Origin of the sequence: Streptomyces sp. NPDC058284 (assembly GCF_042881135.1) — a bacterium.
Taxonomy (GTDB): Bacteria; Actinomycetota; Actinomycetes; order Streptomycetales; family Streptomycetaceae; genus Streptomyces.
The window spans coordinates 139,369-163,683 of sequence record NZ_JBHVYE010000015.1 but is presented as its reverse complement, the minus strand read 5'-3'; the positions used below and the strand labels follow the sequence as shown (position 1 = coordinate 163,683).

At 68.8% G+C, this 24,315-nt stretch carries 23 protein-coding genes, 1 tRNA gene and 1 riboswitch; of the genes, 14 read left to right on the top strand and 10 right to left on the bottom strand.

What is annotated here, in order from left to right; all coding sequences use genetic code 11:
• Window positions 1-125 precede the first annotated feature (125 nt).
• The 3 genes from ACFVYR_RS21910 to bcp all read right to left on the bottom strand — a co-directional run bounded on the left by ACFVYR_RS21910 (window position 126) and on the right by bcp (window position 2,499).
• A tRNA-Leu gene (locus ACFVYR_RS21910) sits at window positions 126-210 on the bottom strand.
• Between the two features lie 192 nt (window positions 211-402).
• Complete coding sequence (gene proP, locus ACFVYR_RS21905; protein WP_384253749.1) at window positions 403-1,899, bottom strand: glycine betaine/L-proline transporter ProP; 1,497 nt, start codon at window positions 1,897-1,899, stop codon at window positions 403-405.
• Between the two features lie 132 nt (window positions 1,900-2,031).
• Window positions 2,032-2,499 carry a thioredoxin-dependent thiol peroxidase gene (gene bcp / locus ACFVYR_RS21900; RefSeq protein WP_384253751.1) on the bottom strand — a complete coding sequence of 156 codons (468 nt, stop codon included), beginning with the start codon at window positions 2,497-2,499 and terminating at the stop codon, window positions 2,032-2,034.
• A gap of 217 nt (window positions 2,500-2,716) precedes the next feature.
• On the opposite strand from bcp, the gene ACFVYR_RS21895 reads away from it, so the two are divergent.
• The 3 genes from ACFVYR_RS21895 (at window position 2,717) to ACFVYR_RS21885 (ending at window position 3,987) form a co-directional block, all read left to right on the top strand.
• The gene (locus ACFVYR_RS21895; RefSeq protein ID WP_384253753.1) at window positions 2,717-3,037 is read left to right on the top strand and encodes a DUF3618 domain-containing protein; all 321 of its coding nucleotides are present in this window, start codon (window positions 2,717-2,719) and stop codon (window positions 3,035-3,037) included.
• Window positions 3,038-3,117: 80 nt separating this feature from the next.
• Window positions 3,118-3,462 carry a co-chaperone GroES gene (locus ACFVYR_RS21890; protein ID WP_030793504.1) on the top strand — a complete coding sequence of 115 codons (345 nt, stop codon included), beginning with the start codon at window positions 3,118-3,120 and terminating at the stop codon, window positions 3,460-3,462.
• A gap of 87 nt (window positions 3,463-3,549) precedes the next feature.
• Window positions 3,550-3,619: riboswitch (guanidine-III (ykkC-III) riboswitch) on the top strand.
• 47 nt (window positions 3,620-3,666) lie between these two features.
• Complete coding sequence (locus ACFVYR_RS21885) at window positions 3,667-3,987, top strand: multidrug efflux SMR transporter (RefSeq protein ID WP_150168366.1); 321 nt, start codon at window positions 3,667-3,669, stop codon at window positions 3,985-3,987.
• A 48-nt stretch (window positions 3,988-4,035) separates the two neighbouring features.
• Here ACFVYR_RS21885 and ACFVYR_RS21880 read toward each other — a convergent pair whose 3' ends face one another.
• A complete protein-coding gene (locus ACFVYR_RS21880) occupies window positions 4,036-6,627 on the bottom strand; it encodes a transglycosylase domain-containing protein (protein ID WP_384253756.1) in 2,592 nt (863 codons plus the stop codon).
• Between the two features lie 252 nt (window positions 6,628-6,879).
• On the opposite strand from ACFVYR_RS21880, the gene ACFVYR_RS21875 reads away from it, so the two are divergent.
• Genes ACFVYR_RS21875 through ACFVYR_RS21860 form a run of 4 tightly spaced genes read left to right on the top strand, consistent with a single transcriptional unit; the run spans window position 6,880 to window position 10,216 of the window.
• Window positions 6,880-7,701: an ABC transporter permease gene (locus ACFVYR_RS21875; RefSeq protein ID WP_384253758.1), complete on the top strand. Its 822-nt coding sequence runs from the start codon at window positions 6,880-6,882 to the stop codon at window positions 7,699-7,701.
• A gap of 31 nt (window positions 7,702-7,732) precedes the next feature.
• A complete protein-coding gene (locus tag ACFVYR_RS21870) occupies window positions 7,733-8,557 on the top strand; it encodes an ABC transporter permease (protein ID WP_384254074.1) in 825 nt (274 codons plus the stop codon).
• A gap of 6 nt (window positions 8,558-8,563) precedes the next feature.
• Complete coding sequence (locus ACFVYR_RS21865; RefSeq protein WP_384253760.1) at window positions 8,564-9,529, top strand: ATP-binding cassette domain-containing protein; 966 nt, start codon at window positions 8,564-8,566, stop codon at window positions 9,527-9,529.
• Window positions 9,530-9,538: 9 nt separating this feature from the next.
• The gene (locus tag ACFVYR_RS21860) at window positions 9,539-10,216 is read left to right on the top strand and encodes a DUF1707 domain-containing protein (RefSeq protein WP_384253762.1); all 678 of its coding nucleotides are present in this window, start codon (window positions 9,539-9,541) and stop codon (window positions 10,214-10,216) included.
• Between the two features lie 279 nt (window positions 10,217-10,495).
• On the opposite strand, the gene ACFVYR_RS21855 is transcribed toward ACFVYR_RS21860, so the two are convergent.
• Complete coding sequence (locus ACFVYR_RS21855; RefSeq protein ID WP_384253765.1) at window positions 10,496-11,809, bottom strand: SGNH/GDSL hydrolase family protein; 1,314 nt, start codon at window positions 11,807-11,809, stop codon at window positions 10,496-10,498.
• A 269-nt stretch (window positions 11,810-12,078) separates the two neighbouring features.
• Between ACFVYR_RS21855 and ACFVYR_RS21850 the strand changes: the two genes are divergently transcribed.
• The 3 genes from ACFVYR_RS21850 to ACFVYR_RS21840 all read left to right on the top strand — a co-directional run bounded on the left by ACFVYR_RS21850 (window position 12,079) and on the right by ACFVYR_RS21840 (window position 16,162).
• A complete protein-coding gene (locus ACFVYR_RS21850; protein WP_384253767.1) occupies window positions 12,079-13,497 on the top strand; it encodes a DUF445 domain-containing protein in 1,419 nt (472 codons plus the stop codon).
• Window positions 13,498-13,697: 200 nt separating this feature from the next.
• Window positions 13,698-15,152, top strand: coding sequence for an MFS transporter (locus tag ACFVYR_RS21845; protein ID WP_384253769.1), 1,455 nt, complete (start codon window positions 13,698-13,700; stop codon window positions 15,150-15,152).
• Window positions 15,153-15,232: 80 nt separating this feature from the next.
• Window positions 15,233-16,162 carry a GlxA family transcriptional regulator gene (locus ACFVYR_RS21840; RefSeq protein WP_384254076.1) on the top strand — a complete coding sequence of 310 codons (930 nt, stop codon included), beginning with the start codon at window positions 15,233-15,235 and terminating at the stop codon, window positions 16,160-16,162.
• A gap of 80 nt (window positions 16,163-16,242) precedes the next feature.
• Here the strand turns inward: ACFVYR_RS21840 and ACFVYR_RS21835 are convergent, their stop codons facing one another.
• The 4 genes from ACFVYR_RS21835 to ACFVYR_RS21820 form a co-directional block, all read right to left on the bottom strand.
• The gene (locus ACFVYR_RS21835) at window positions 16,243-16,545 is read right to left on the bottom strand and encodes a hypothetical protein (protein ID WP_384253772.1); all 303 of its coding nucleotides are present in this window, start codon (window positions 16,543-16,545) and stop codon (window positions 16,243-16,245) included.
• A gap of 108 nt (window positions 16,546-16,653) precedes the next feature.
• Window positions 16,654-17,166: a nucleoside deaminase gene (locus ACFVYR_RS21830; RefSeq protein ID WP_384253774.1), complete on the bottom strand. Its 513-nt coding sequence runs from the start codon at window positions 17,164-17,166 to the stop codon at window positions 16,654-16,656.
• 124 nt (window positions 17,167-17,290) lie between these two features.
• Window positions 17,291-17,494, bottom strand: coding sequence for a DUF397 domain-containing protein (locus tag ACFVYR_RS21825; RefSeq protein ID WP_384253776.1), 204 nt, complete (start codon window positions 17,492-17,494; stop codon window positions 17,291-17,293).
• Complete coding sequence (locus ACFVYR_RS21820; protein ID WP_384253778.1) at window positions 17,494-18,339, bottom strand: helix-turn-helix domain-containing protein; 846 nt, start codon at window positions 18,337-18,339, stop codon at window positions 17,494-17,496. The genes ACFVYR_RS21825 and ACFVYR_RS21820 overlap by 1 nt, the downstream gene beginning before the upstream one ends.
• A 215-nt stretch (window positions 18,340-18,554) precedes the next feature.
• Here ACFVYR_RS21820 and ACFVYR_RS21815 point away from each other — a divergent pair, with 215 nt between their 5' ends.
• On the top strand, window positions 18,555-19,187 hold the full coding sequence (locus ACFVYR_RS21815; RefSeq protein ID WP_384253781.1) for an ATP-binding protein: 633 nt from the start codon (window positions 18,555-18,557) through the stop codon (window positions 19,185-19,187).
• 28 nt (window positions 19,188-19,215) lie between these two features.
• Here ACFVYR_RS21815 and ACFVYR_RS21810 read toward each other — a convergent pair whose 3' ends face one another.
• Window positions 19,216-20,019 carry a helix-turn-helix domain-containing protein gene (locus tag ACFVYR_RS21810; protein ID WP_389612334.1) on the bottom strand — a complete coding sequence of 268 codons (804 nt, stop codon included), beginning with the start codon at window positions 20,017-20,019 and terminating at the stop codon, window positions 19,216-19,218.
• A gap of 243 nt (window positions 20,020-20,262) precedes the next feature.
• Between ACFVYR_RS21810 and ACFVYR_RS21805 the strand changes: the two genes are divergently transcribed.
• From ACFVYR_RS21805 to ACFVYR_RS21795, 3 genes are all read left to right on the top strand, one after another.
• The gene (locus ACFVYR_RS21805) at window positions 20,263-20,946 is read left to right on the top strand and encodes a hypothetical protein (protein ID WP_384253786.1); all 684 of its coding nucleotides are present in this window, start codon (window positions 20,263-20,265) and stop codon (window positions 20,944-20,946) included.
• 104 nt (window positions 20,947-21,050) lie between these two features.
• The gene (locus ACFVYR_RS21800; RefSeq protein ID WP_384253788.1) at window positions 21,051-22,466 is read left to right on the top strand and encodes a transcriptional regulator; all 1,416 of its coding nucleotides are present in this window, start codon (window positions 21,051-21,053) and stop codon (window positions 22,464-22,466) included.
• Complete coding sequence (locus tag ACFVYR_RS21795) at window positions 22,463-24,289, top strand: DEAD/DEAH box helicase (RefSeq protein ID WP_384253791.1); 1,827 nt, start codon at window positions 22,463-22,465, stop codon at window positions 24,287-24,289. Before ACFVYR_RS21800 ends, ACFVYR_RS21795 begins: the two co-directional genes overlap by 4 nt.
• The last annotated feature ends 26 nt before the right edge of the window (window positions 24,290-24,315 follow it).

Genomic DNA, 24,315 nt, shown 5'->3' with positions numbered 1-24,315 from the left:
CGGGGGGTGGGGGGGGGGGGGGGGGGGGGGGGGGGGGGGGGGGGGGGGGGGGGGGGTTTGGGGGGGGGGGGGGGGGGGGGGGGGGGGGGGGCCCCCCCCCCCCCCCCCCCACGGCCCGTTGAGTGTGCGGCCGGTGGGACTCGAACCCACACGGGTGTTAACCCACTGGGACCTAAACCCAGCATGACTGCCAAATTCCATCACGGCCGCTCAAAAACGGTCACTCTGTCTGACCGGCGGCGTTCAGTGTACGGGCAGGGCAGGTCACCCGGCGAGAGGCGGCCTCCCTTCCGGCGGCACCACGTCTCCGTCAGCGCATGGCAGTTGGGGCACAGGTATCTCAGATGTGCCCGCCGGTTGTCAGGTCGGTCCAGTTGCGGGCCGTCGAGAGGGGAGGGTGGGTCAGAACTTCGGGGCCGTCGCCTGGGCCTCGACCATTTCCGCGGCCTCCTCCTTCGTCTCCACCGACGGCGGTGAACCCGACAGCGGCTTCTGGGCCGTTTCCTTCATGCAGGCCACCGCGATGACGCCGACGACCGCCGCGGCCATCGAGTAGTACGCCGGGACCATGTCCGTGCCCGTGAGGCTGATCAGGGACGTGATGACCAGGGGGGCCGTGCCGCCGAAGAGGGAGGCGGAGAGGTTGTAGCCGACGGAGAGGGAGCCGTAGCGGACCGAGGTGGGGAAGAGCGCCGGGAGCGTCGCCGACATCGTGCCGAGGAGGCAGACCAGGGAGAGGCCGAGCAGGAGCATGCCGCCGGAGACCGCGACCAGGCTGCCCTGCTTGATGAGCAGGAACGCCGGGACGGAGAGGATCAGGAAGCCCACCATGCCGGTCATCAGGAGCGGCTTGCGGCCGAAGCGGTCCGAGAGCCTGCCGACCTGGTTGATGATCAGCATCAGGACGATCATGGTGCCGATGAGGATCAGGAGGCCGTGCGAGTCGTCGTAGCCGAGCTCGTCCGAGAGGTACGTCGGCATGTACGACAGCAGCATGTAGTCGGTGACGTTGTACGCGCCGACCAGGGCGATGCAGAGGATCAGCGTGGGCCAGTAGTCGCGGAAGATCTTCGTCAGGTCGCCCTTGGCCGTGGTCTCCACGGTCGACGCGCCCTCGGACGCCGAGTGGTAGCTCGCGTCCTCCATCTTCTGGAACGCCGGGGTCTCGTCGAGCTTGAGCCGCAGGTAGAGGCCGACGAGGCCGAGCGGTCCCGCGACGAGGAACGGCAGGCGCCAGCCCCAGGACTCCATGGCGTCCGAGCCGAGGGCCGAGTTGAGGATGAGCACCAGGCCCGCCGCGCCGGTGTAGCCGGCGAGGGTGCCCATCTCCAGGAAGCTGCCGAAGTAGCCGCGGCGCTTGTCGGGGGCGTACTCCGCGATGAACGTCGAGGCGCCGCCGTACTCACCGCCCGTCGAGAAGCCCTGGACGAGGCGGAAGAAGATCAGCAGGACCGGCGCCCAGAAGCCGATCGAGTCGTAGGACGGGATCAGGCCGATGGCGAGGGTGCCGATCGCCATCATGATCATCGTCAGCGCGAGGACCTTCTTGCGGCCGACCTTGTCGCCCATCGGACCGAACACCATGCCGCCGACGGGTCGCACCAGGAAGGAGACCGCGAAGGTGGCGAAGGACGAGATCAACTGAGCCGTGTCGTTCCCGGACGGGAAGAAGACGTGGCCGATCGTGACGGCCAGATAGCTGTAGATGCCGAAGTCGAACCACTCCATGGCGTTTCCGAGCGAGGCCGCCTTGACCGCCCGCTTGACCGCGGCTTCGTCCGTGACCGTGATGTCGGTGCGGCGCAGGGGAGGGTTCCTGCGGCGCTGCACGGCCCGGAACAGCGTCCGGTGGCGTCTTACCGCCTCGGTATCCGCCGCGGTCTCGTCGTGGGCCGCCATGGAGTTGATCCTTTCGCTCTTCGTACATACCCCCAGGGATCACTTGCTCGAACGTGGCCAACGCAAACGAAAGCCCCCCGCGAGGGGGGCTTCGTCACACTTCGGAAGGCAGATACGGGAGGAGTGGCGGCCTCAGACGCCCAGGTCGCGGATGATCTTCGCCACGTGCCCCGTCGCCTTCACGTTGTAGAACGCGTGCTCGACCTTGCCCTGCTCGTCGACCACCACGGTCGAGCGGATCACGCCCGTCACCGTTTTGCCGTACAGCTTCTTCTCGCCGAACGCGCCGTACGCCGCAAGGGTCTCCTTGGAGGGGTCGCCGACCAGCGTGACCTTGAGGTTCTCCTGCTCGCGGAACTTCGCCAGCTTCTCCGGCTTGTCCGGCGAGACGCCGATGACGTCGTACCCGGCGGCGGCGAGCGCGTCGAGGTTGTCGGTGAAGTCGCAGGCCTGCTTGGTGCAGCCGGGCGTGAGGGCGGCCGGGTAGAAGTAGACGATGACCTTGCGGCCCTTGTGGTCGGCCAGCGAGACGTCCTTGCCGTCGGCGTCGGGCAGGGTGAAGGCGGGGGCGGTGTCGCCGGGCTGCAGTCGCTCGCTCATGGTTCGGTCTCCTCGTGATCCTGGTAAGGGGTGCTGCGGCAAGAGGTGCTGCTGTAGGGGTGCTGCGGTAAGGGGTGCCGCGCGCAGGGTGTGGTGACGGAGTCGAGCGTAATAGGGGTGCCGTGGGGTGCGGTGCGCGTGAAGCTGACAGACTGTGGGATACAGATCCACTGATAGACCGGTTCCGATTTTCAGCTACGACGACGGAGGCAGCGCGGTGTCGGATGCCAGGACCCCTGCGCAGATCGAGGCGGACATCAAGCGCCGGCGCGACCAGTTGGCCGAGACGCTCGACGAGATCGGGGTGCGCGTCCACCCGAAGACGATCGTCGGCGACGCGAAGGCGAAGGTCGTCTCCAGCGTGGACAACACGCTCGGCCGGGCGTACGTCGGGGCGAACCGCTTCGTCTCGGATGTGCGGGGACAGCTGGTCACCGAGGACGGCGCCCCGCGCATCGAACGGATCGTGCCCGTCGCCCTGGTGGCCGTGGGCCTCGTCGGGCTGCTCGTGGTGAGCTCGCGGCGGCGCGGCGACTGAGGAGTCCCGGCCCCGGGTTCCGACCCCGGGTTCCGACCCGGGAGACCATGACGGCGGCCGGTGCGGGTAGGTTCTGGGGCGTGAGCGAGAAGACCCACCACGACGACAAGCTGCCCATCCGGATGCTGCACGACCGTGTGCTCGTGCGGCAGGACACCAGCGAGGGCGAGCGCCGCTCCGGCGGCGGCATCCTGATCCCCGCGACCGCGGCCGTGGGCCGACGGCTCGCCTGGGCAGAGGTGGTCGCCGTCGGGCAGAACGTACGGACGGTCGAGCCTGGCGACCGGGTCCTGTACGACCCGGAGGACCGCGCCGAGGTGGAGGTGCGGGGCGTGGCCTACGTCCTGATGCGGGAGCGCGACCTGCACGCCGTGGCCGCCGACCGGTTCGAGGGTTCGGAGGACTCGACGGGGCTGTATCTGTAGCCCGTTCGGCCCGGGTGGCCCGTCCGCCCGGCCTACCCTCCGAAGATGTCCGAAAGGGCCGGTGACCATCGTCACCGGCCCCTTTCGGGCGGCCTTTGCTACCTTGGAATGACCCCGACGAGACGCGCCGTACCGGGTTCCGCAAAGACGACGCACCCCAATCAGGTAACGCGTTCTCGCGTTCTGCTCGTCGGAGGTGCCGTCATGGCCTGGGTTCTGCTGATCGTCGCCGGTCTGCTCGAAGTGGGCTGGTCGATCGGGATGAAGTACACGGACGGTTTCACGCGGCTGTGGCCGAGCGTCTTCACGGGCGTGGGCATCGTCGCCAGCATGATGCTGCTGTCGCAGGCCGCCAAGACACTGCCCATCGGTACGGCGTACGGAGTGTGGGTCGGCATCGGCGCCGCGGGTGCGGCGGTGCTCGGCATGGTGATTCTGGGTGAGCCGGTCACCGCCGCCCGGATCTTCTTCGTCTGCCTGCTGCTGGTCGCCGTGGTCGGCCTGAAGGCGACGTCCGGGCACTGAGGGAGGGGGCTTTCGGGCCTCACCACCGCTACCCGTCCGCGACCGCCGCTACCCGTCCGTGAACCCGCCGAGCGCCCCGCCGTCGTCCTCCGTGCCGCCGTCGGCCGCTCCGCCGGGATCGGTGCCGCCGTCCGTCGGACCGCCCGGGACGCCCCCGTCGGTCGGCCCGCCGTCGGCGGTGCCGCCGTCCGTGGGCCCGCCGTCGGCCGTCCCGCCGTCCGTGGGCCCACCCGTCTGGCCGCCGTCGGTGGTGGTGCCGCCGGTACGGCCACCGCCGCCCGTGGTGGTGCCGCCGGGGTTCTGGCCGCCGTCCGTGGTGGTGGTGCCGCCCGTGGCCTGGCCCCCGCCGGTGTCGGGACCGCCGTCCGTGGTGCCGCCGGTCTCGGGGTCCCCGGTGCCGCCGGTCGCCGGGTCGGTCGGCGGCAGGGGCTGGTCGGCGCCCTGCCCCACCTCCAGGTCGAAGTCCTTGACCGGCTTGCCCTCAAGGGCGGCCTTGGTGAACTGCGCCCAGACCCGCGCCGGGTACGCGCCACCGTTGATGCGCTGCTCGCCGAGCGCCCCGTACAGCGGAGTGTGGGCCCCGGTGTCCGGGTTCTGGCCCATCACCGAGACCACCGTCGCCAGCTCGGGGGTGTAGCCGGCGAACCAGGCCGCCGTGTCGTTCTCCGCGGTGCCGGTCTTGCCCGCCGCCGGACGCCCCGCGCCCTGCGCCGCCGTGCCGGTGCCGCCCTGGACGACGCTCTGCAGGATGGACGTGGTGGTGTCGGCGGCCTCGCGGGTCACGGCCTGCGCGGTCTTCCGCTCCGGCAGTTCGACCTCGCTGCCGTCCTTGGTGATCTTCTCGACGATCGTGTACGTGCCGTGCTTGCCGTGGTTCGCCAGCGTCGCGTACGCCTCGGTCATGTCGAGGACGCTGGCGGTGGACGGGCCGAGCGCGATCGAGGGGGAGGCGTTCAGGTCGGGGGTGTCCTCCGGGACCCCGAGGGCGACCGCGGTGTCCTTGACCTTGTCCGAGCCGACGTCGACGGCCATCTGCGCGTACACCGAGTTCACGGACTTGTCGGTGGCGGTGCGCACGGAGATGTCGCCGTAGTCGACGTTGTCCTCGTTCTCCGGGGCGTACGCGCCGCCGCTCCAGCCCTGCACGGGGCGCTTGTTGGTGCCGTCGTAGACGGTGTTCGGGTTGATCGGGCGGCCGTCCTGGGTGACCGAGCCGTTCTCCACCGCGGAGGTGAAGACGAACGGCTTGAAGGTCGAGCCGACCTGGTAGTCACGCCGCGTCGCGTTGTTGACGTACTGCTTGGTGTAGTCGATGCCGCCGTACATGGCGACGACCTTGCCGGTCGCCGGGTCGATGGAGGCGCCGCCCGCGCGCACGTTGCGGTCGGCCTTGCGGGCGCCCTTGTCGACCTTGGACATCACCTGGTCGTCGACGGCCTTCTTGAAGGCGTCCTGGCGTTCCTTCTGCAGGGTCGTCGTGATGCGGTAGCCGCCCTTGGCGAGGGTGTCCTCGTCGATGATCTCGTTGGCCGTGAGGTAGTCCTCGACGGCCTTGACGACGTAACCGCGCTGCCCGGAGAGGCCCGCCGCGCCCTTGGCCTCGTCGGGCTTCGGAAACTTCATCTTCACCCGGTCGGACCTGGCGAGCCAGCCCTCCTTGACCATGCCGTCCAGGACGTAGTTCCAGCGGCCCGCCGCGCGCGGCTTGTTCTCGGGGTGCGTGGTGACGTCGTAGGCGTTGGGGGAGTTCAGGAGGGTGGCGAGGTAGGCGCCCTGGGCGGTGGAGAGGTCCTGGACGTTCTCGCCGAAGTAGGCCTGCGCGGCGGCCTGGATGCCGTACGCGTTGCGGCCGAAGTAGCTGGTGTTCAGGTAGCCCTCGAGGATGTCGTCCTTGCTCACCTCGCGGTCCAGCTTGATCGAGATGAAGAACTCCTTCACCTTCCGGGTGACCGTCTGCTCCTGGCCCAGGTAGTAGTTCTTCACGTACTGCTGGGTGATCGTGGAACCGGACTGCTTGCCCTTGCCGGTGACGGTGTTCCAGGCCGCGCGGAGCATCGCCTTCGGGTCGACCGCGGACTCGCCGTAGAAGTCGCGGTCCTCGGCGGCGAGCACGGCGTGCTGGATGGTCAGCGGCATCTGCTTGAGCGGCACCTTCTCGCGGTTGACCTCGCCGTCGCGGGCGATCTGGGTGCCGTCGGAGTACAGGTAGACGTTGCTCTGCTTGGTGGCCGCGCTGTTCGCCGGCGGGATGTCGACGAGCATGTAGCCCGCCATGAAGCCACCGACGAGCAGCAGGGCCAGCAGGATGAAGCCGCCGAGGACCATGCGCCAGGTCGGGAAGATCCGCCGCCAGCCCTTGCGCTTGGGCCGCTTGGGCTTCTTCGGCTTCTCGGGCTTTGCAGACTTCCCGGGCGTCTCGGACATCTCGGACGCCTCGGGGCTTTCCGACCCCGTGCCCTCGGCTGCCGCTGCCGCTGCCGCTGCCGCCGCCGCGCCCCCGTCCCCGGCCGCATCCCCGTCCCCGGCCACGTCCTCGCCCCCGGGCGCGCTCGCCGGTTCGCCGGAGGGCGTGTCCTGCGGGTCCCTGGGCGCCCAGCCCTTGCGCCCGGCAGGGCCCTGCTGCTGCGGCTCGTCGCTCATGTCTCGCGGAACTCCCGGTTAGCGTCGTACGTCCAGTACGCCTCGTAAACCCCATTGCAACCCATTGCAACCTCATTGCACACCGTGGCCACACACGTTCGTGACCAGGCACGCGCCCCCGCACCGAAATTGCCTGGCACGGACGACCCCGGTCGCACTAGGCTCCAGCGCTTTGGGCCGGTGGCCCGGCGGGGAACGCAGCCCGGGGTGAAGACCGAGCCCAAGGTGAAGACGAAGCCCACGGTGAAAGGGATGCACGTGCGTACAGGACGGTTCCGTTTGTACGCGGCCGTCGCCGGGGGCAGCTTCCGCAGATACGCCACGTACCGGGTGGCGACCGCGGCCGGGGTGTTCACCAACTCCGTCTTCGGGCTCATTCTGGCGTACACGTACCTCGCGCTGTGGGACGAGCGGCCGGGGCTCGGCGGCTACGACCAGTCTCAGGCACTCACCTATGTGTGGCTGGGCCAGGGCCTGCTGGCGACGATGGCCCTGATGGGCGGCGGCTTCGAGAGCGAGCTGATCGAGCGGATCCGCACCGGGGACATCGCCGTCGACCTGTACCGGCCCGCCGACCTGCAACTCTGGTGGCTGGCGACCGATCTCGGCCGTGGCACCTTCCAGCTGCTCGGGCGCGGTGTCGTGCCGATGCTCTTCGGCGGGCTCGTCTTCGATCTGACGCTGCCGACGGGTCCGCTGCGCTGGCTGGCGTTCCTGGTCGCCGTCGTGCTCGGCGCGGTGGTCGGCTACGCCATCCGCTTCCTGGTGGCGCTCTCCGCGTTCTGGCTGCTGGACGGCGCGGGCACCACGCAGGTGGCGATGCTCGCGAGCACCTTCTTCTCCGGGATGCTGCTCCCGCTGAACGTCTTCCCTGGCGCGCTCGGCGAGATCGCCCGCGCGCTGCCCTGGTCGGCGCTGCTCCAGATGCCCGCCGACGTGTTCCTCGGCGAGGCGACCGGCGCCGATGTGCTGCGGACGTACGCCTTCCAGATCGGCTGGGCGGTGGCGCTCCTGACGGCCGGGCGGTTGTTGCAGGCGGCGGCGACGCGACGGGTGGTGGTCCAGGGTGGCTGAGCCGACGCCGGGGAGGGGCGGGCTCGCGCGGGTGCGGGGCGGCGTGGCGCAGGTGCGCGACGGGTTCCGTGCCTACCGGCTGATCTCCGCCATGTGGATCCGTTCCCTGATGGCCTACCGCGTCTCCTTCCTGCTGACCGCGTTCGGCAACTTCGCGGTGACCGCGTTCGACTTCGTGGCGATCCTGCTGATGTTCTCCCAGGTGGACCGGCTCGGCGGCTACTCGCTCGCCGAGATCGCCTTCCTGTACGGCGTCTCGTGCACCGCGTTCGGCCTCGCCGACCTCGCGCTCGGCTCCATGGACCGGCTCGGCAGGCGGGTGCGCGACGGCACACTCGACACGCTCCTGGTGCGGCCCGCCCCGGTCATCGCCCAGGTCGCCGCCGACCGCTTCGGCCTGCACAGGATCGGCCGCGTCACGCAGGGCGCGTGCGTCCTCGGGTACGCGCTCGTCGTCCTGGACGTCGACTGGAGTCCGGTGAAGGTCCTGATGGTGCCGCTGATGCTGCTGTGCGGCGCGGGCATCTTCGGGGCCGTGTTCGTGATGGGCGGGGCCTTCCAGTTCCTGGCGCTGGACGCGTCCCAGGTGCAGAACGCCTTCACGTACGGCGGCACCACGCTTTTGCAGTACCCGCCGACCGTCTTCGCCAAGGACCTGCTGCGCGGCGTCACCTTCGTCCTGCCGCTCGCCTTCGTCAACTGGCTGCCCGCGCTGTACGTGCTCGGCCGGCCCTACCCGCTCGACCTGCCGGCCTGGGTGGCGTTCGCGCCGCCGCCGGTGGCCGTCGGCGCTCTCGCCCTGGCCGGTCTCGCCTGGCGCGCAGGCCTCCGTTCGTACCGCAGCACCGGGAGCTGAACCACCATGAGTACCGCCTTCATCGAGCTCGACGGCGTGGAGAAGGTCTTCGACGTACGCAAGCGGACCGGCTTCCTGCGACATGAACGGCACGAGGTGCGGGCGGTCGACGGGATCTCCTTCACCGTGCCGCGCGGTGAGATGGTCGGCTACATCGGGCCCAACGGCGCGGGCAAGTCGACGACGATCAAGATGCTGACGGGCATCCTGACGCCCAGCGGCGGCCGGCTGCGCGTCGCGGGCATCGACCCCTCCCGCGAGCGCACCCGCCTGGCCCACCGCATCGGCGTCGTCTTCGGCCAGCGCACCACGCTCTGGTGGGACCTGCCGCTGATCGACTCGTACCGCCTGATGCACCGGATGTACCGCATCCCGGACGGCCGTTACGCGGAGAACCTCGACCGCTGCGTCGAACTCCTCGAACTCGGCGCCCTGTTGGACGTGCCCGTACGCCAGCTCTCCCTCGGCCAGCGGATGCGCGGCGACATCGCGGCGGCGCTGCTGCACGACCCGGAGGTGCTGTATCTGGACGAGCCGACGATCGGCCTCGACGTGATCAGCAAGTCGAAGGTGCGGGGTTTCCTGCGCGACCTGAACGCGGCGTCCGGCACGACGGTCCTCCTCACCACGCACGACCTCACCGACATCGAGCAGCTCTGCGAGCGCGTGATGGTCATCGACCACGGGCGCCTGATGTACGACGGGCCGCTGGCAGGCCTGCACGAGGTGGGCGAGAGCGAGCGCACCCTCGTCGTCGACCTCGAACGTGAACTGCCGCCCATCGAGGACGAGTCGGCGCGGGTGGTGAGGGTGGAGGGTCCTCGGCAGTGGTTGGCCTTCCCCATGGCGGAGTCAGCTGCTCCGCTTGTCGCGCGGATCGCGGCGCGCTATCCCCTGGCCGATCTCTCGGTCAGGGAGCCGGACATCGAAGCGGTCATCGCCAAGATGTACGCGGAGAAGGGAAGCTCGTAGGCTTCCCATATGAATGACGAACGCCCCGTTCACCCCCAACACCCCCAACACCCCCAACACCCCGAACGCCCTGACCTGCGCGCCTCCGACGCCGACCGCGAGAAGGTCGCCGAACAGCTCAGGGACGCGCTGACCGAGGGCCGCCTCGACATGTCGGAGTTCGAGGAGCGCCTGGACGCGGCGTACCGGGCGCGTACGTACGGGGAGTTGGCCCCTCTCACCCGCGATCTGCCCTCGCACGGCGCCAAGGTGTCCATGGTGAAGCGGCCGGTGAGCGACGATCCGGCCGCCATCGACTGGGACGAGCGGATGGTGCGCGGCGGCGAGCCGTCCTCCACGTTCGGCTTCGCCGTCTGGAGCGGGTTCGGCCGCAAGGGCGGCTGGGTGGTCGGCCGCCAGTTCGTCGGCTTCGCGCTGTGGGGCGGCGGCGAGATCGACCTGCGCGAGGCGAGGTTCACGGAACGCGAGGTCGAGATCCGCTGCTTCACGATCATGGGCGGAATCCAGGTGATCGTCCCCCCGGACATGACCGTCACGGTCAAGGGCTTCGGAATCATGGGCGGCATCGACGACAAGGCCACGGGCGAGGGCACCCCCGGCTCCCCCCGAGTGACGGTCAGAGGCTACGCCCTGATGGGCGGCATAGGCGTAGACCGAAAAATCCGCAGAATGGAACGCCTACGCTGACCGACGAGGCAGACCGAAGCCTCCTCCAGGGGCGCGGGGAACTGCGCAACAGAGCCACGGGTGGGCTGCGCATACAGGCCAGGCGCGCCGAAGCCCTCCCTAGAAGGGGCGCGGGGAACTGCGCAACAGAGCCACGGGTGACGTGCACGTGCCGTCTGGGCAGACCGAAGCCTCCCTAGAAGGGGCGCGGGGAACTGCGCAACAGAGCCACGGGTGGGCCGCACCACCCGACCAGCCAGACCGAAGCCTCCCTAAACCCCGCCCCCCACCCCGGGAGGGTCAAAGCGCAGCCGACCCTTTGAGCCCCGCAAGATCAAACACCTCAGCCATCCGCCGGAACCCCGCATCGGACGGATGCAGATGATCCCCCGAGTCAAACCGCGCCCGAAGCCTCCGCGGGTCATACGGATCCCGCAACGCCCGGTCGAAGTCCACGAACTCATCGAAGACCTCGCCGGAGCGAATCCGCGCGTTCACACCCTCCCGCACGGACTCCAGAGCGGGCTCGTACCCCCGGTGCCCCCCGAACGGCATCAGCGTCGCCCCGACGACCCGCAGGCCACGCCCATGCGCCTGCCGGGTCAGCTCACGCAGCCCCTCGACGATCCGGTCGGGATCGTTCTGGTGCGGGTTGCGCAGGATGTCGTTGACGCCGAGCGCGATGACGACGGCCTTGACGCCGGTGCGGTCGAGGACGTCACGGCCGAACCGGGAGAGCCCGCTGGGATTGACGGCGGGATTGCCGCGCCCGTCGGAGAGGACGCGGTTGCCGCTGATGCCCTGGTTCACGACGCCGTAACGAGGCGCGCCGGGCTCGTCGCGCAGCCGGTCGGCGAGGACGTCGGTCCAGCGGCGGTTGGCGCCCATCGTGGAGGAGATGCCGTCGGTGATCGAGTCACCGAAGACGACGACGGTGCCCTCGGTCTCGTTGCTGAGGACGTCCACCGCGGTGAGGTAGCGCCAGTACGGGCTCTGCTCGGTGTACGCGTCACCCAACTGGTCCTCGGTGCGGTCACCCTCGGCGACGTAGCTGATCTGGCGCGCGTGCGGGTGGTAGGTGACGGGCCCGGACGGGGTCGGCGAGTACGTCGTGACCAGCAGGTCCGCGTCGTGCGGGACGCGCAGCCTGGCGGCGTCGCTCAGCACCTGTTGCCCCGGCGCGATCACCACCGACGTGTTGCCGCCGAAGGTGAGCCTGCGCAGCGTGCCGGCCGCGGCGGCCGGGTTGTTCGACGCGGAGGCCAGCGCGATCGAGGCGTGCGTGATGCTGAGCGGCGTACGCCCGTACAGGTTGGACAGCGTGATGCGGGCACTGGTGCCGCCGACGCTGGTGTGCACGACGTTGCGCAGGGAGCGTCCGGCGAACCCCCGCCGCTCGGTGCCCGGTTCGGACCCCGCGGGCGAGGCGGACCAGGAGCCGACCCAGCTGCCGGAGGAGGCGGGTGCGGCGGAGTTACGGGGGTTGCGCGAACCCGCGCTGAAGGGGTCCTGCGAGCCGTCGTCGGTGGAGACCCCGACGTATATGGCGGCCGAGATCACCACTATGACCGCGATGACCGCGGCGAGAAGGGCATAACCGTGTCGCTTGGTCATGCGGGCTCTTTCTCCTCGGGAAGGGGGAGCCCCGAGGCTCCGGTGTGATCACCCCATGATGCGGCATGGGCCGTGAGGCGGCCGACACTGCCCCCCTCCGTCCTCTGGGACGCCGGGAACTTGTCGTCCGTTCCAGGAGTCGGTCAGGAAGGGGCGTACGCCACACGGTGTGGGGACAATCGGGACACGAGACGTGGCACGGCGAGGAAACCATGCGGATGCGGATGCGGATGCGGACGAGGACGAGGCGAACGGGTCAGGTGGAGTGAGTGGAACGCACAAACACGGAGGAACCGACCGAACCGGCCAAGACGGGAACCGAACCGGCCAAGACGGGAACCGAACCGGCCAGGACGGGCGCGGCCGGTAGCCCGGTCGGCGTAGGCGCGGCCCGCGGCGGCGCAAGCGGGCCCGGCGGGTCCGGCGGCCTCACCTACAGCCCCGCCGACGAGGAGAAGCGGCGCGGCGTCCGCCGTATGAAGACCACGGCGACGGGCCTGCTCGTCCTGGTCGCCCTCATCTACGTACTCGCCAAATGGGCGCAGCACTCCGGCGCGGGCCCCTGGGCGGGTTACGTGGCCGCGGCGGCCGAGGCGGGCATGGTCGGCGCGCTCGCCGACTGGTTCGCGGTCACGGCGCTCTTCCGTCACCCGCTCGGCCTGCCCATCCCGCACACGGCGATCATCCCGAACAAGAAGGACCAGCTGGGCGCCTCGCTCGGCGACTTCGTGGGGGAGAACTTCCTGTCCGCGGATGTCGTACGGGGCCGCCTGCACGCGGTCGGCATCGGCGGACGCCTCGGCACCTGGCTGGCCGAGCCCGCGCACGCCGACCGGGTGACCGCCGAGCTCGCCACGGCCCTGCGCGGCGCCCTCACGGTCCTGCGCGACTCCGATGTGCAGGCGGTCGTCGGCGAGGCGATCACGCGCCGCGCCGACGCCCAGGAGATCGCCCCCGGCATGGGCAAGATGCTGGAGAAGGTCGTCGTGGACGGCGGCCACAAGCGGGTCGTCGACCTGGTCTGCGTCCGCGCCCACGACTGGCTCGTCGAGCACGCAGACTCCGTGATGGACGCGGTCCAGGGCGGCGCCCCCGGCTGGACCCCGCGGTTCGTCGACAAACGGGTCGGCGAGCGCGTCTACAAGGAGCTGCTCCGTTTCGTCACCGAGATGCGGGACATGCCCGAGCACCCCGCGCGCGGCGCCGTCGACCGCTTCCTCGCCGACTTCGCCGCGGACCTCCAGTCCGACACGGACACGCGCGAACGCGTGGAGCGGCTGAAGCGGGAGGTCCTCGGGCGCGACGAGGTCCAGGACCTCATCGCCTCCGCCTGGTCGGCCGTGCGCGCCATGATCGTGGCCGCCGCAGAGGACGAACGCAGCGAACTGCGCCTGCGCGTCCGCGCCTCGCTCCTCTCGCTGGGCGCCCGCATGGCGACGGACGCCCGCCTCCAGCAGAAGGTCGACGGCTGGGTGGAGGGCGCGGCGGTCTACGTGGTCACGACCTACCGCGCCGAGATCACCTCGCTCATCACGGACACGGTCGCGGGCTGGGACGCGGAGCACACCTCGAAGAAGATCGAGGCGCACATCGGCCGTGACCTGCAGTTCATCCGGATCAACGGCACGGTGGTGGGCTCGCTGGCGGGGCTTGCGATCTATGCGGTGTCGCGGCTGCTCGGGGCGTAGGGCGGGGTGCGGGGCAGCGACGTATCGGCTGGGGCGGCGCGCCGCGCGTACGACGGCCGTACGGCCCTGCCGCCGCGCGTGAGAGCGCGTTCAGCCGCGCGTACGACGGCTGTACGGCCTTCTCGCCGCGCGTGAGACCGCGTTTGCCGGGCACTCTGGAGGAGCCCCCGGGAAGAGCCACGGGGCTCCCGGGAGGTGTCATGACCACAGCCGACGACACGTCGACCGTCACCACGGCCGTACCCGCCCGCCTCGACCGGCTGCCCTGGTCCCGCTGGCACTGGATGATCGTCATCGGCCTCGGCACCGTCTGGATCCTGGACGGCCTGGAAGTCACCACCGTCGGCAACATCGCGAGCCGCCTCTCCGAGGAGGGCAGCGGCCTGGCCATCTCCTCGGCCCAGGTCACCGGCGTCGCGGCCGCCCTCTACGTGGCGGGGGCCTGCGCCGGGGCGCTCTTCTTCGGCTGGCTCACCGACAAGTTCGGCCGAAAAAAGCTGTTCATGGTCACCCTCGTGGTGTACCTCTCCGCCACCGCCCTGACGGCGCTCTCCTTCGACGCCTGGTGGTTCTTCCTCTTCCGCTTCCTCACCGGCTTCGGCATCGGCGGGGAGTACGCGGCCATCAACTCGGCGATCGACGAACTGATCCCGTCCAAGTACCGCGGCCGCGTCGACCTGATCATCAACGGCAGCTACTGGCTGGGCGCGATCGGCGGCTCACTGCTCTCGGTCCTCATGCTCAACACCGGGATCCTCCCCAAGAACCTGGGCTGGCGGCTCACCTTCGCCCTCGGCGTCGTCCTCGGCCTGGTGATCCTCCTCGTACGCCGCCACGTACCGGAGAGTCCGCGCTGGCAGTTCATCCACGGCCGCGGCGAGGAGGCGGACGCCCTCGTCACCTCCGTGGAGCGGGAGATCGAGGAGGAGAAGGGCGAGCGTCTGCCGCCCCCGGGCGGCGAGATCACCATCCACCAGCGCAAGAGCATCGGCTTCGGGCTGATCGCGAAGACCGTCTTCCGCGACTACCCCAAACGCGCGGTGCTCGGCCTTTCCCTCTTCATCGGCCAGGCGTTCCTCTACAACGCGATCACCTTCGGCTTCGGCGCGATCCTCACCAAGTTCTTCGACGTCCCGTCGGGCAGCACGGGCTACTACTTCGCCGTCATCGCGGCGGGCAACTTCCTGGGCCCACTCCTCCTCGGCAAGCTCTTCGACACGGTGGGCCGGCGCCCGTTGATCTCCTCGACGTATCTCCTCTCCGGCATCCTGCTCTTCGCCACGGCCTGGCTGTTCGACCGCGGCTCGCTGAGCGCGACGACGCTGACGGCCTGCTGGTGCGTGGTCCTGTTCTTCGCGTCGGCGGGCGCGAGCAGCGCGTACCTGACGGTCTCGGAGATCTTCCCGATGGAGACCCGCGCCATGGCGATCGCCTTCTTCTACGCGGTTGGCACGGCGGCGGGCGGCATCAGCGGCCCCCTGATCTTCTCCAAGCTGACCGAGTCGGGCGTGGTCGGCGACACGGTCCTCGCCTTCCAGATCGGCGCGGGCCTGATGTGCGCGGCGGGTCTGGTGGCGGCGGCGCTGGCGGTGAAGGCGGAGGGCCGCTCGCTGGAGGACATCGCGACGCCGCTGTCGTCGGCGGAGGCCAAGTGAGACCAGCAGAAGCGGCCGGACAGCCGCCCCGTGCGAGGCGGCGCCGGGTGGCCGTCCTGGTCCGGCACGGCGTGCTTCCGATGGAACTGGGCCTGGTGCACCAGCTGTTCGGCGCCGCGCGCGGCCCGTCGGGGGAGCGCCTGTACGAGGTGCGGACCTGCGCGGCGACCGGCCCAGGCAGGCTCCGTACGGACGCGGACTTCCCGATCGAGGCCCCGCACGGACCCGAGGCGCTGACGTGGGCGGAAACGGTGATTGTCCCGGCGTCGCACGAGGAGGACGAGTCGCTGGCCCCCGGCGCCCTGCCGGACCGGTTGGCCGGGCCACTCGCCTCGGTGCCGACGGGCACTCGAATCGCCTCGATCTGCACGGGAGCGTTCGTCCTCGCGGCGGCGGGCCTCCTGGACGGCCGCAGGGCGACGACGCACTGGCTGTCGACGGACCTGTTCGCCCGCACGTTCCCCTCCGTGACCGTCGACCCCGACGTCCTGTACGTCGACGAGGGCCGCATCCTGACGTCGGCGGGGGAGGCGGCCGGGGTGGACCTGTGCCTGCACATGATCCGCGAGGACCACGGCGCGGCGGTGGCGGCGGACGCGGCACGCCGCACGGTGGTGCCGCCGCACCGGGAGGGCGGGCAGGCGCAGTACATCCAACGTCCGGTCCCGGTACGGGAGTCGACGTCGACGAGCGCGGCGCGCGCGTGGGCGGAGGACAACCTGGCCGCCCCCCTGACGCTGAGTGAGCTGGCGGCCCGAGCCTCGATGAGCGTACGCACGTTCAGCCGCCGCTTCCGCGAGGAGACGGGCCTGACGCCGATGCAGTGGCTGACACAGCGCCGGGTGGACCGCGCGCGGGAATTGCTGGAGTCGACGGACCACACGGTCGACCGCATAGCGACGGAGGCGGGCTTCGGCACGGGAGCGTCGCTGAGGCAGCACTTCGTGGCGGGGGTGGGGGTGCCTCCGGCAACGTACCGAACAACGTTCAGAGGCACACCGACCAGCTAGAGAACCCCCGCACTCTCCGCCGCGCGCCCTACCCCCTCCCGAGACCCTCAAGAGAGCCCCACGAGCGGGATTCACTCACATCAGGCGCGACGATCGGCCAACGCCCAAGAGGCCGCGGCCACGCCCCCAGCCACGGCGAACACCGCGGGCCAGGCCCCGACCTTCTTGGCGAGCGGATGCGACCCGGCGAACCCGGCGACGTACGCGGCGGTGAGCGCGGCGGCGGTCTTGGCACCGGCGGCCTCCCGCCACTGCCGAGCGGCCACGGTCCCGGCCGCGGCGAGCACGGCTCCGCCGAGGGGACGCTTCTTGGTGGCCCGCGCGGTGGCGTAGCCCCCGACCAGCCCGCTCGCGGCCACGACTGCCGTGGGAATCCTCACCATGATCGATCCGCCTCTCGGTGATACATCCAGGTTGTCTATGTTGCCCATGTTGCCCATGTTGCTATGGGGTGAGGCTAACGCGCAGCAACGAGGCGTCGGCCGGCACCCTCAGAGCTTCGGCTCGACGGGGCCGGGCTGCTCGGCGGCCCACTCGGCGAGAACCCCGACCGCGGCGGCCCGGACCTCCCCCTCGACGGCCACCTCGTCCAACAGCTGCCGCTCCCCGTTGGGCAGCGCGAGCTCCAGGTAGAACTGCAGGTCCGGGTGCCCGTTGCGGGCGGCGTCGTGCCGGTCGGCGGCATAGACGAGGCGGCTGATCCCCGCCCAGTAGCAGGCGGTGAGACACATCGGACAGGGCTCACAGCTGGAGTAAAGGGTGCCGCCCTCAATGAGGAAGTTCCCGAGCCGCCGCCCCGCGTCCCGCAGGGCCATGACTTCGGCATGAGCGGTCGGATCACACGACTCGACGACGGAGTTGCTCCCCGACCCCACGACTTCCCCATCCATGACGACGACGGCACCGAAGGGCTTCTTGCTGCCGGGGTCGAGGGCGTGGCGGGAGAGGGCGATGGCTTGGGCGAGGAATGTGCGGTCCTGGTCGTGTTCGGGGGCGTAAGGCAAGGGGTTCTCCTCCTCGTACGTCGCGGCGTGCCGCCCATGGGTACAGGGTTTACGGCTGAGCCGGTCTCACACATGACCGTGCTTCACGGAGGCGGAGAACCGCGTCACCGCCACGTACCGACCTTCAGAGCCGGTCGGCGGCGTCCGCGACGAACCGGGCCCACGCTGTGGAAGAGACCAGAAGGAGAGGCCCGTCGGCTCGCTTGGAGTCGCGTATGAGCACACCGCGAGGCAGGAAAGCGGCCTCCACACACTCGGTGGTGTTGCCCCCGCTGTGCGAGGACTTGAACCACGAGATGGCTGAGGGGGACGGAGGCACAACAGGCATTACAGCTCCTTGCGGACGCGTTGAATCATGGAGGAGGAGGCTTCCATGTCCAACGCTTGTGCGCGGAGGTAGTCGAACGCAAGCCGGTATCGGTTCAGTTCCTCGTCCTTCTCAAGGAAGAGCGAACCGGTGTGGAGGTCGACGTACACGACGTCCAGCGCTGGTTCCGTGCCACCGATAATCACGAAGCTGCCGAGGGCAGCGGAGTGGGCCCCCTTGGAGAACGGCAGAATTTGCAGCGTGATGCCGGGTGACTCGTTCGCTTCGAGGAGCCGGCCGAGTTGTTCCTTCATGTCAGCCGGGGATCCCACGACGCGACGGATGACGGACTCGTCGAGAATCGCCCACAGCCGAGGGGGAGTCGGCCGGGTGAGAACCTCCTGCCGCTTCATGCGGATGTCCACGAGGCGTTCGATCTCGGCCGGGGCGAGGCGCACTTCATTGGCTTGCTGGACCGCGGTGCTGTAAGCCCGCGTCTGCAGCAGTCCAGGGACGTAGACGCAGGAGAAGTGGTCTTCACGTACGGCCTCGTCTTCCAGCGTGAGCAAGAGGTTCATGCTCTCGGGAATCGAGTCGGTGAACGAACTCCACCATCCTTGCTGCTTGGCGTCTTTGGCGAGGGCCACAACGGCGCGGCGCTCGGCCTCGGTTGCCGCGTACTCACGGCAGAGAGCATCAACCACGAGCCACTTGACCGGACCGGCTTGCGTTTCGTACCTGCTCACCGTCGCCTTGGACACCCCGACGAGGGTGCCGGCTTCCTCAAGAGTCATGCCCTTGCGGGCGCGCAGCTTCCGCATCATGGCGCCTAGCTGGCGTCGGCGAGTGGTGTTCCGTACTGACATGCGGCTCCTCCCCAGCGGCCGGGTGCCCGGCCTGAGGTCGCGCTCAGGCTATGTGTCCAACTGGTTGGCCCTCCAGCAGGTTCACTCGAAGGATTCGCGTGAGAAGTTACATAGCGAGAGTTCTCTGTGCCATCCTCGCCAGTGGTTCACTACGCGGTGTAGCCGTACGGATACGGCGGGCGCAGCTCTGCGTGGTCTGGGAGGAGGGAGCCTCCATGTCCATTCATGACGAGGGGGAACGGCGGTTGCGCTGTGTCCTGCCATTCGAGGCGGCGCCGGCGGAACTTCAGCTGCTGCGCAAGTCGGTGAGACGCCACCTGAAGCTGTGGGGTGCGCTGGACGTCAATGACGAAGTGGGTCTGGTCACGACCGAGTTGGCGACCAATGTCATCAAGCATGTCGGCGAAGGGACGGCAGCGACGCTGGTCCTTGAACCACGCGGCGATCGTCTGCGCGTGGAGGTCCACGACAAGAGCCGCCTCGCGCCGGCTCTAAGCGCTGTGTGCGGGGAAGCGGAGTGCGGGCGTGGCCTTCACTTGCTGGCGTCCCTGAGTGAGGAGTGGGGCACGCTGCTCACTGCAACTGGAAAGGCCGTCTGGTGCGAACTCTCCCTCGAACCGGCCCGCCACTGTATGCGGGTTCGGCGAGCCGCGCAGGTACTTGACGAGTACCGACGGGTGGCCGGTGTGAATTCCGCCCTGGCGCCGTCCTTCGCGGTCCTCGAAGAGTCGGTCACCGACGTAATCGCCGATCTGCTCCACTGGCTGGTCGCGCAAGGAGGAGACCCGGGCGAGGCGCTAGAACGGGCACAGATGCACTTCGAGGCGGAGGCCGACGCAGCGGCGTAGGTGGCCCGCCGGCGAGGGCGGGGGCGGGCTACTCATCCGTGCGGATGGCCGCCAATATGACGCGCGCATCGTCTACTTGACCCTCATCAATCAGTGCGGCGGTGATGTTGACGGAAGCCTGGATGTCGTCACGGTTCGCGGCGGCGTTGAGCATGGCTTCCGCCCCGTCCTCCGCTCCGGCGTCTCGGTAGGCGGCTACGGCGCGAGGGAACTCTCGTGAGGCGAGGTTGTGTCCCTTCGCCCAGACGTTGAATTGCGCATCCCGATATCGGCCCGCCGCTACGTGGCCGAGGTAATCCGCGATGTCGGCGGCATGCGCGTTGTCGGCAAGGTGCCGGTCCCCCTCTTGAAGGGGGACCGGCACCTCTGTCCGTGCCGACGGGGCCGCAAGTCTGCGGCGAGCGAGCCGAATCCGCTTCATGCGGCGCTGGTTGTGGAACGTTGCGTAGGCCGGCTGCTGAGCGGCGCGAGTTGTGGTGGCCGCCATAGCGGCGTTCGCCGCTGAGGGCGCGATGCGCTGAGCGCGAGCGGCGTCACGGAGCTGGAGCAGATAGGGCAGCGTGTGCGGCAAGGCCTTCGCCGAAGTCCGCTGGGCCTCGTCTTCCAGGACCTTGTAGATCCTCTCCAGCTTCCCTGCGTCCGGCACTCGCCTGCCCGTGTTGTAACAGGACAGGCTGGACTGGCTGACGCCTGCCCGCCTGGCGATCGTCCCCTGGGTGAGGCCCACTGCGGTCAGTACAGCTCGCAGGGCCTCCAGGAACGCCTCTCTGGGTAAGGGCAGAAGAGCGTTGTCATCCTGCTGGGGAAGGACCCCCGCGGATCTCGTCGCCATATATGGGCCCAGCCTCTCCGTACGGCGCGGTCGCCTGAGTGGACCTTCCATACTGCTGGAGCAACTGGCTTCATGAGTAGGCGCTACGGCCATTGCGGACGTGCAATTTATGGCGCCAGTGCAATTCCCGGTTGGCACTGGATTTCGCACCCTTGCCTGAGCAAGGCTCCTGGTGTCGCGGACCGGCGGGTCTCCCGCCGCTCGCGGCCCAAGTAGACCCAGCACAAGGATGAGGGGTACGAGGTGGACATGCCGTCATGGACTGACCCGAAGCTCGGCACCATGAAGCGCGCTGCCCTGTGGTTGGTGGACGTGGTGGGCGAAGGGAACATCTTCACCAAGGAAGCAGTGAAGGAAGCCTTCCCGGGGGTCAGCCAGGCTGATCGCCGAGTACGTGACCTGAGGGACCACGGCTGGCAGATCAACACCAACCGTGAGGACGCCTCCCTCGGCCAGCACGAGCAGCGCTTCGTGAAGCAGGGTGAGCCGGTGTGGCAGCCGGGCAAGGGCACGCGCCCCGGCACTTCGATCACTCAGACCCGACGGCGCGAAGTGCTCAGGCGGGACGGGCACTTCTGTCGGTCGTGCGGTATCACGCCGGGGGAGGTCTATGCCGGCACTCACGAATCCGCCCAGATCGATATCGCTCGCCGAGTTGTGCGACAGCCGAATGGCACTGAGAAGACGGAGCTCGTAGCCGAGTGCAATCGCTGCAGGGTGGGAGGGCGTGGCGCCGTGGTGGATCTGGGCGAGATGCTGAAGCGTGCCGAGGGCCTGAGCGGCTTGGAACGCAGGGTGCTCTCGGGCTGGATGGACCAGGACCGGCGCGAGTTCAGCGCGGCGGAGGCGTTCTGGGCCGACTACCGGACGCTTCCCGAGGAGTCGAGGGTGAAGATCCGCGAAGCCCTGAAGCCGGCGGGTGAGTAGGCGCCAGTAACCCTTGATAGTCCGGAGGCTACGCCTCCCTCCCTCGGGTGGGAGGCGGCCCCCACGTAGCAGTACTAAATCTGATGCTCTTGAGGAGATTACTAGTGGACAAGGAATTCGGCCGACCGCCGCTGGCGGAAGAGAACAAGGCGCGAGTCGAAGAACGACTGAAGGAAATCGCCGGCGGGAACGTCGTCCGGGAGACGCTCACCATCGAGTGGCGTACACAACCGCTCTCCGTCGAGGTCATTGACATGCCGGTGGAGACGCTCTACTACAACCCGGGAACACACCGCATCCGCGCCCAGCGGGATCACGAGCCTGAGCGCGACGAACTGCTTAAGCAGGAGCCCTGGGCGCCGGACAGCCAGGACTACCTGCACTACCTGCTGCAGATGCTGCCGGCCGACCCCTCGAAGAAGGACCCTGACTTCGACGACCTGATGGAGAGTCTCCGCTCTTACCGTCAGAACGAGCCCGGTCTCATCACGCGGGACGGCATTCTGGTCAACGGCAACACCCGTCGTGCGGCCCTCAAGGAACTGGGCATCACGAACATCCGGGTGGGTGTGCTGCCGGAGTCATGTACTTGGGATGACATCAACGCTGTAGAGCTGTCGCTCCAGCTCCGGCCGGACCAGCGTCGTGAGTACTCGTACATCAACCGGCTGCTGGCCATGGAGGAGCAACAGCTTCTGGGCCGGCCACTGGCCGATGTGGCGCGGGAGTTCCGTATCCGTGCCAACACCTGCGAGCAGGACCTGTGGATTCTCTCCTGCCTTCGCGACCTGATCGAGCGGTCAGGCGACGGAGGTGCTCAGCTTCGGCTGCTGGACTTCGAGCAGCACCAGGAGAAGCTCCGTGAGTTGTACCGTCGGTACGCCAAGGAGTCGACGGCGAGCAAGGACAACGCGGAGGTCCTGAAAGAGACGCGACTCACGGCCATTGTCCTTGGGTTCTCCAAGACGGACGTACGGCTGATCGAGCCCGACTTCAGGGACCGGTACCTGGAAAAGCAGTTGCCGGACGCGCTGAAGACGGAGCCCGAGGCTCCGGCGGCGGTGGCCATTCCAGGGCTCAACCGGACCATGAAGCCGTCCGCGCCGAAGGTCGCTCAGGCCAAGGCTCTGACGGACACCATTCTGAAAGCGAAGGCAGTGGTGACCGCAGAGGACGGCCTCCTCACCGAACGCAGTAAGTCCGCGACAGCGACGTTCGCCGCCGCGCACAAGGCGGTTGGGGACGCTTTGGAGCCGGCAGGCAAGGACGCTCGGGTGCGCAAGCGTAAGCAGGCAGCACAGGACCGCATCACCGATGCCTGCCAGGACATCGAGCAGTGCATTACCGACCTCACGCTAGCCAAGGCTTCCGGAAGTCTCGACGAGGAGGCATTTGATGAGGCGGTGCTGACGCTCCGAGAGACCCTGACGAAGCTGGCTGTGGCGACCCAGCGCAGTATCAAGGCGCCAGGTGACGGCGTCTCCTGGCTTCGCGAATCGGTCAGGCAGGAGGGCATGTGACCGCCGTCGCCGAACCGTCTCTGCGGATTTCCTCTGACGTCACGCGGACGCGCGCTGTCCTGCGAGCGGCTCCGGGGCGTGAAGGAGACTTCGCGAAGCTGGCGGCACGTTTCCCCGCAGGCGGACAGCGCACGCTGCTGTCCGTGGAGGTCGACCTGGATGACTTTCTCACTGGGCTTGATGCGCTGACTATTTGGCCATCTGCGGACGTTGAGTGGGAAGGGGAGCTGGCAACCCTCGTCGGTGGCGTACTCGACGACGCCGAGCGTGCCGAGCAATGGCTGGAGGACTCCGGATCGGCCGCCGCCGTATCACCGGACACAGTCCTGGAGCGGCTCGGTCCAGAGTGGCGCGCGGACCTGACTGACTTCCAGCGACGAGACATCGCTCGTCTTCTGTCTTTGCAGCACGGGGCGAACTTCTCCGTACCGGGGGCCGGCAAGACGCGTGTCGGTCTGGCGGTATTCGCCGCGATGCGGGAACAGGGGAGCGTGCGCAGGCTGCTCGTCGTGAGCCCTAAGTCCGCGTACGAGTCGTGGGATTACGAGAGCGAGGTGTGCTTCAGAGAGCCGCTCACCGCGCGGGTTATGGAGCGCACACCCAGCCCGGGTACGGATGTCCTGATCGTCAACTACGAGCGCCTCGATCGGTCACTCGCCGCACTCGCGACCTGGCTGCGTGGCGCACCCTCGATGCTCATCCTCGATGAGGCCCACCGCATGAAGCTCGGGGCGCGCGGCATCTACGGAAGTGCCTGCATGGCACTAGGGCCGTTGGCCCGTCGGCGCCTCATCCTGACCGGAACGCCGGCTCCCAACGGCGCTCGCGACCTGGAGAACCTCCTGTCCTTCGTCTGGCCTGGTCACGGCCGCCGGGTTGTGACCAATGCCGTGGCCGGCGGTGATCTCGCCCATGCCAGTACGGTGCTGCGCCCGCTCTTCACCCGGACCACCAAGAACGAACTGGGCCTCCCCCCCTTCGAGACACGCATCCGTTACGTCGAGCTCCCGCCGCTGCACCGCGAGGTGTACGACGCGCTCGTCGGCCGCTACACCGCTCGCGCTGAGGCCGGGCGGGAGGACTTCGACGCCCTGGGCAAGGCGATGCTGCGCCTGCTCATGGCGGGTACGAGCCCGGCCCTGCTGATGGAGGGAGAGAGCCGGTACGCACCGCTCGACTACCGGGTCCCGCCCTTGGAGGTGCCACGGACGGATTCCCTGTACTCGCTGCTCAAACAGCTGCCTCAATACGAACTCTCTCCGAAATACAAGGAAGCGCTGAGCATCGTCGCCGAGAACGCGGCCATGGGGCGGAAAACCCTGGTGTGGACGACCTTCGTGCGCAGTCTGACCACCATGGAGCGACTCTTCTCCGCCTACCAACCAGCCGTGGTGCATGGAGGCACACCTGATCGCCAGGAGCAGCTCAGGCGGTTCAGAGAAGACCCTGACTGCCACGTGCTTCTCTCCAATCCCGCGACCCTGGGAGAGGGCATCAGCCTCCACCAGGTCTGTCACGACGCCGTCTATGTGGACCGTGACTTCATGGCAGGCAGGTTTCTCCAGAGCCTTGACCGCATTCATCGGCTGGGGCTCGAACCCGATACCGAGACGCGGGTCACGGTTCTCGCCGCAGAAGAGACGATCGACGAAGTGGTAGCTCTCCGGTTGGAGGACAAGCTTCAGTTCATGGGGCAGATCCTCGATGATCCGTCGGTGCAGCAGCTCGCGGACTTGCAGGAAGAACCGTCACTTGCCGCGGGGATGGACATGGCCGATGTCCGTGCGCTGCTTCGTCACCTTGATTCTCATGGTGACCGGTAAGGGACTGCCTGGTGTTGCCTCCGGCT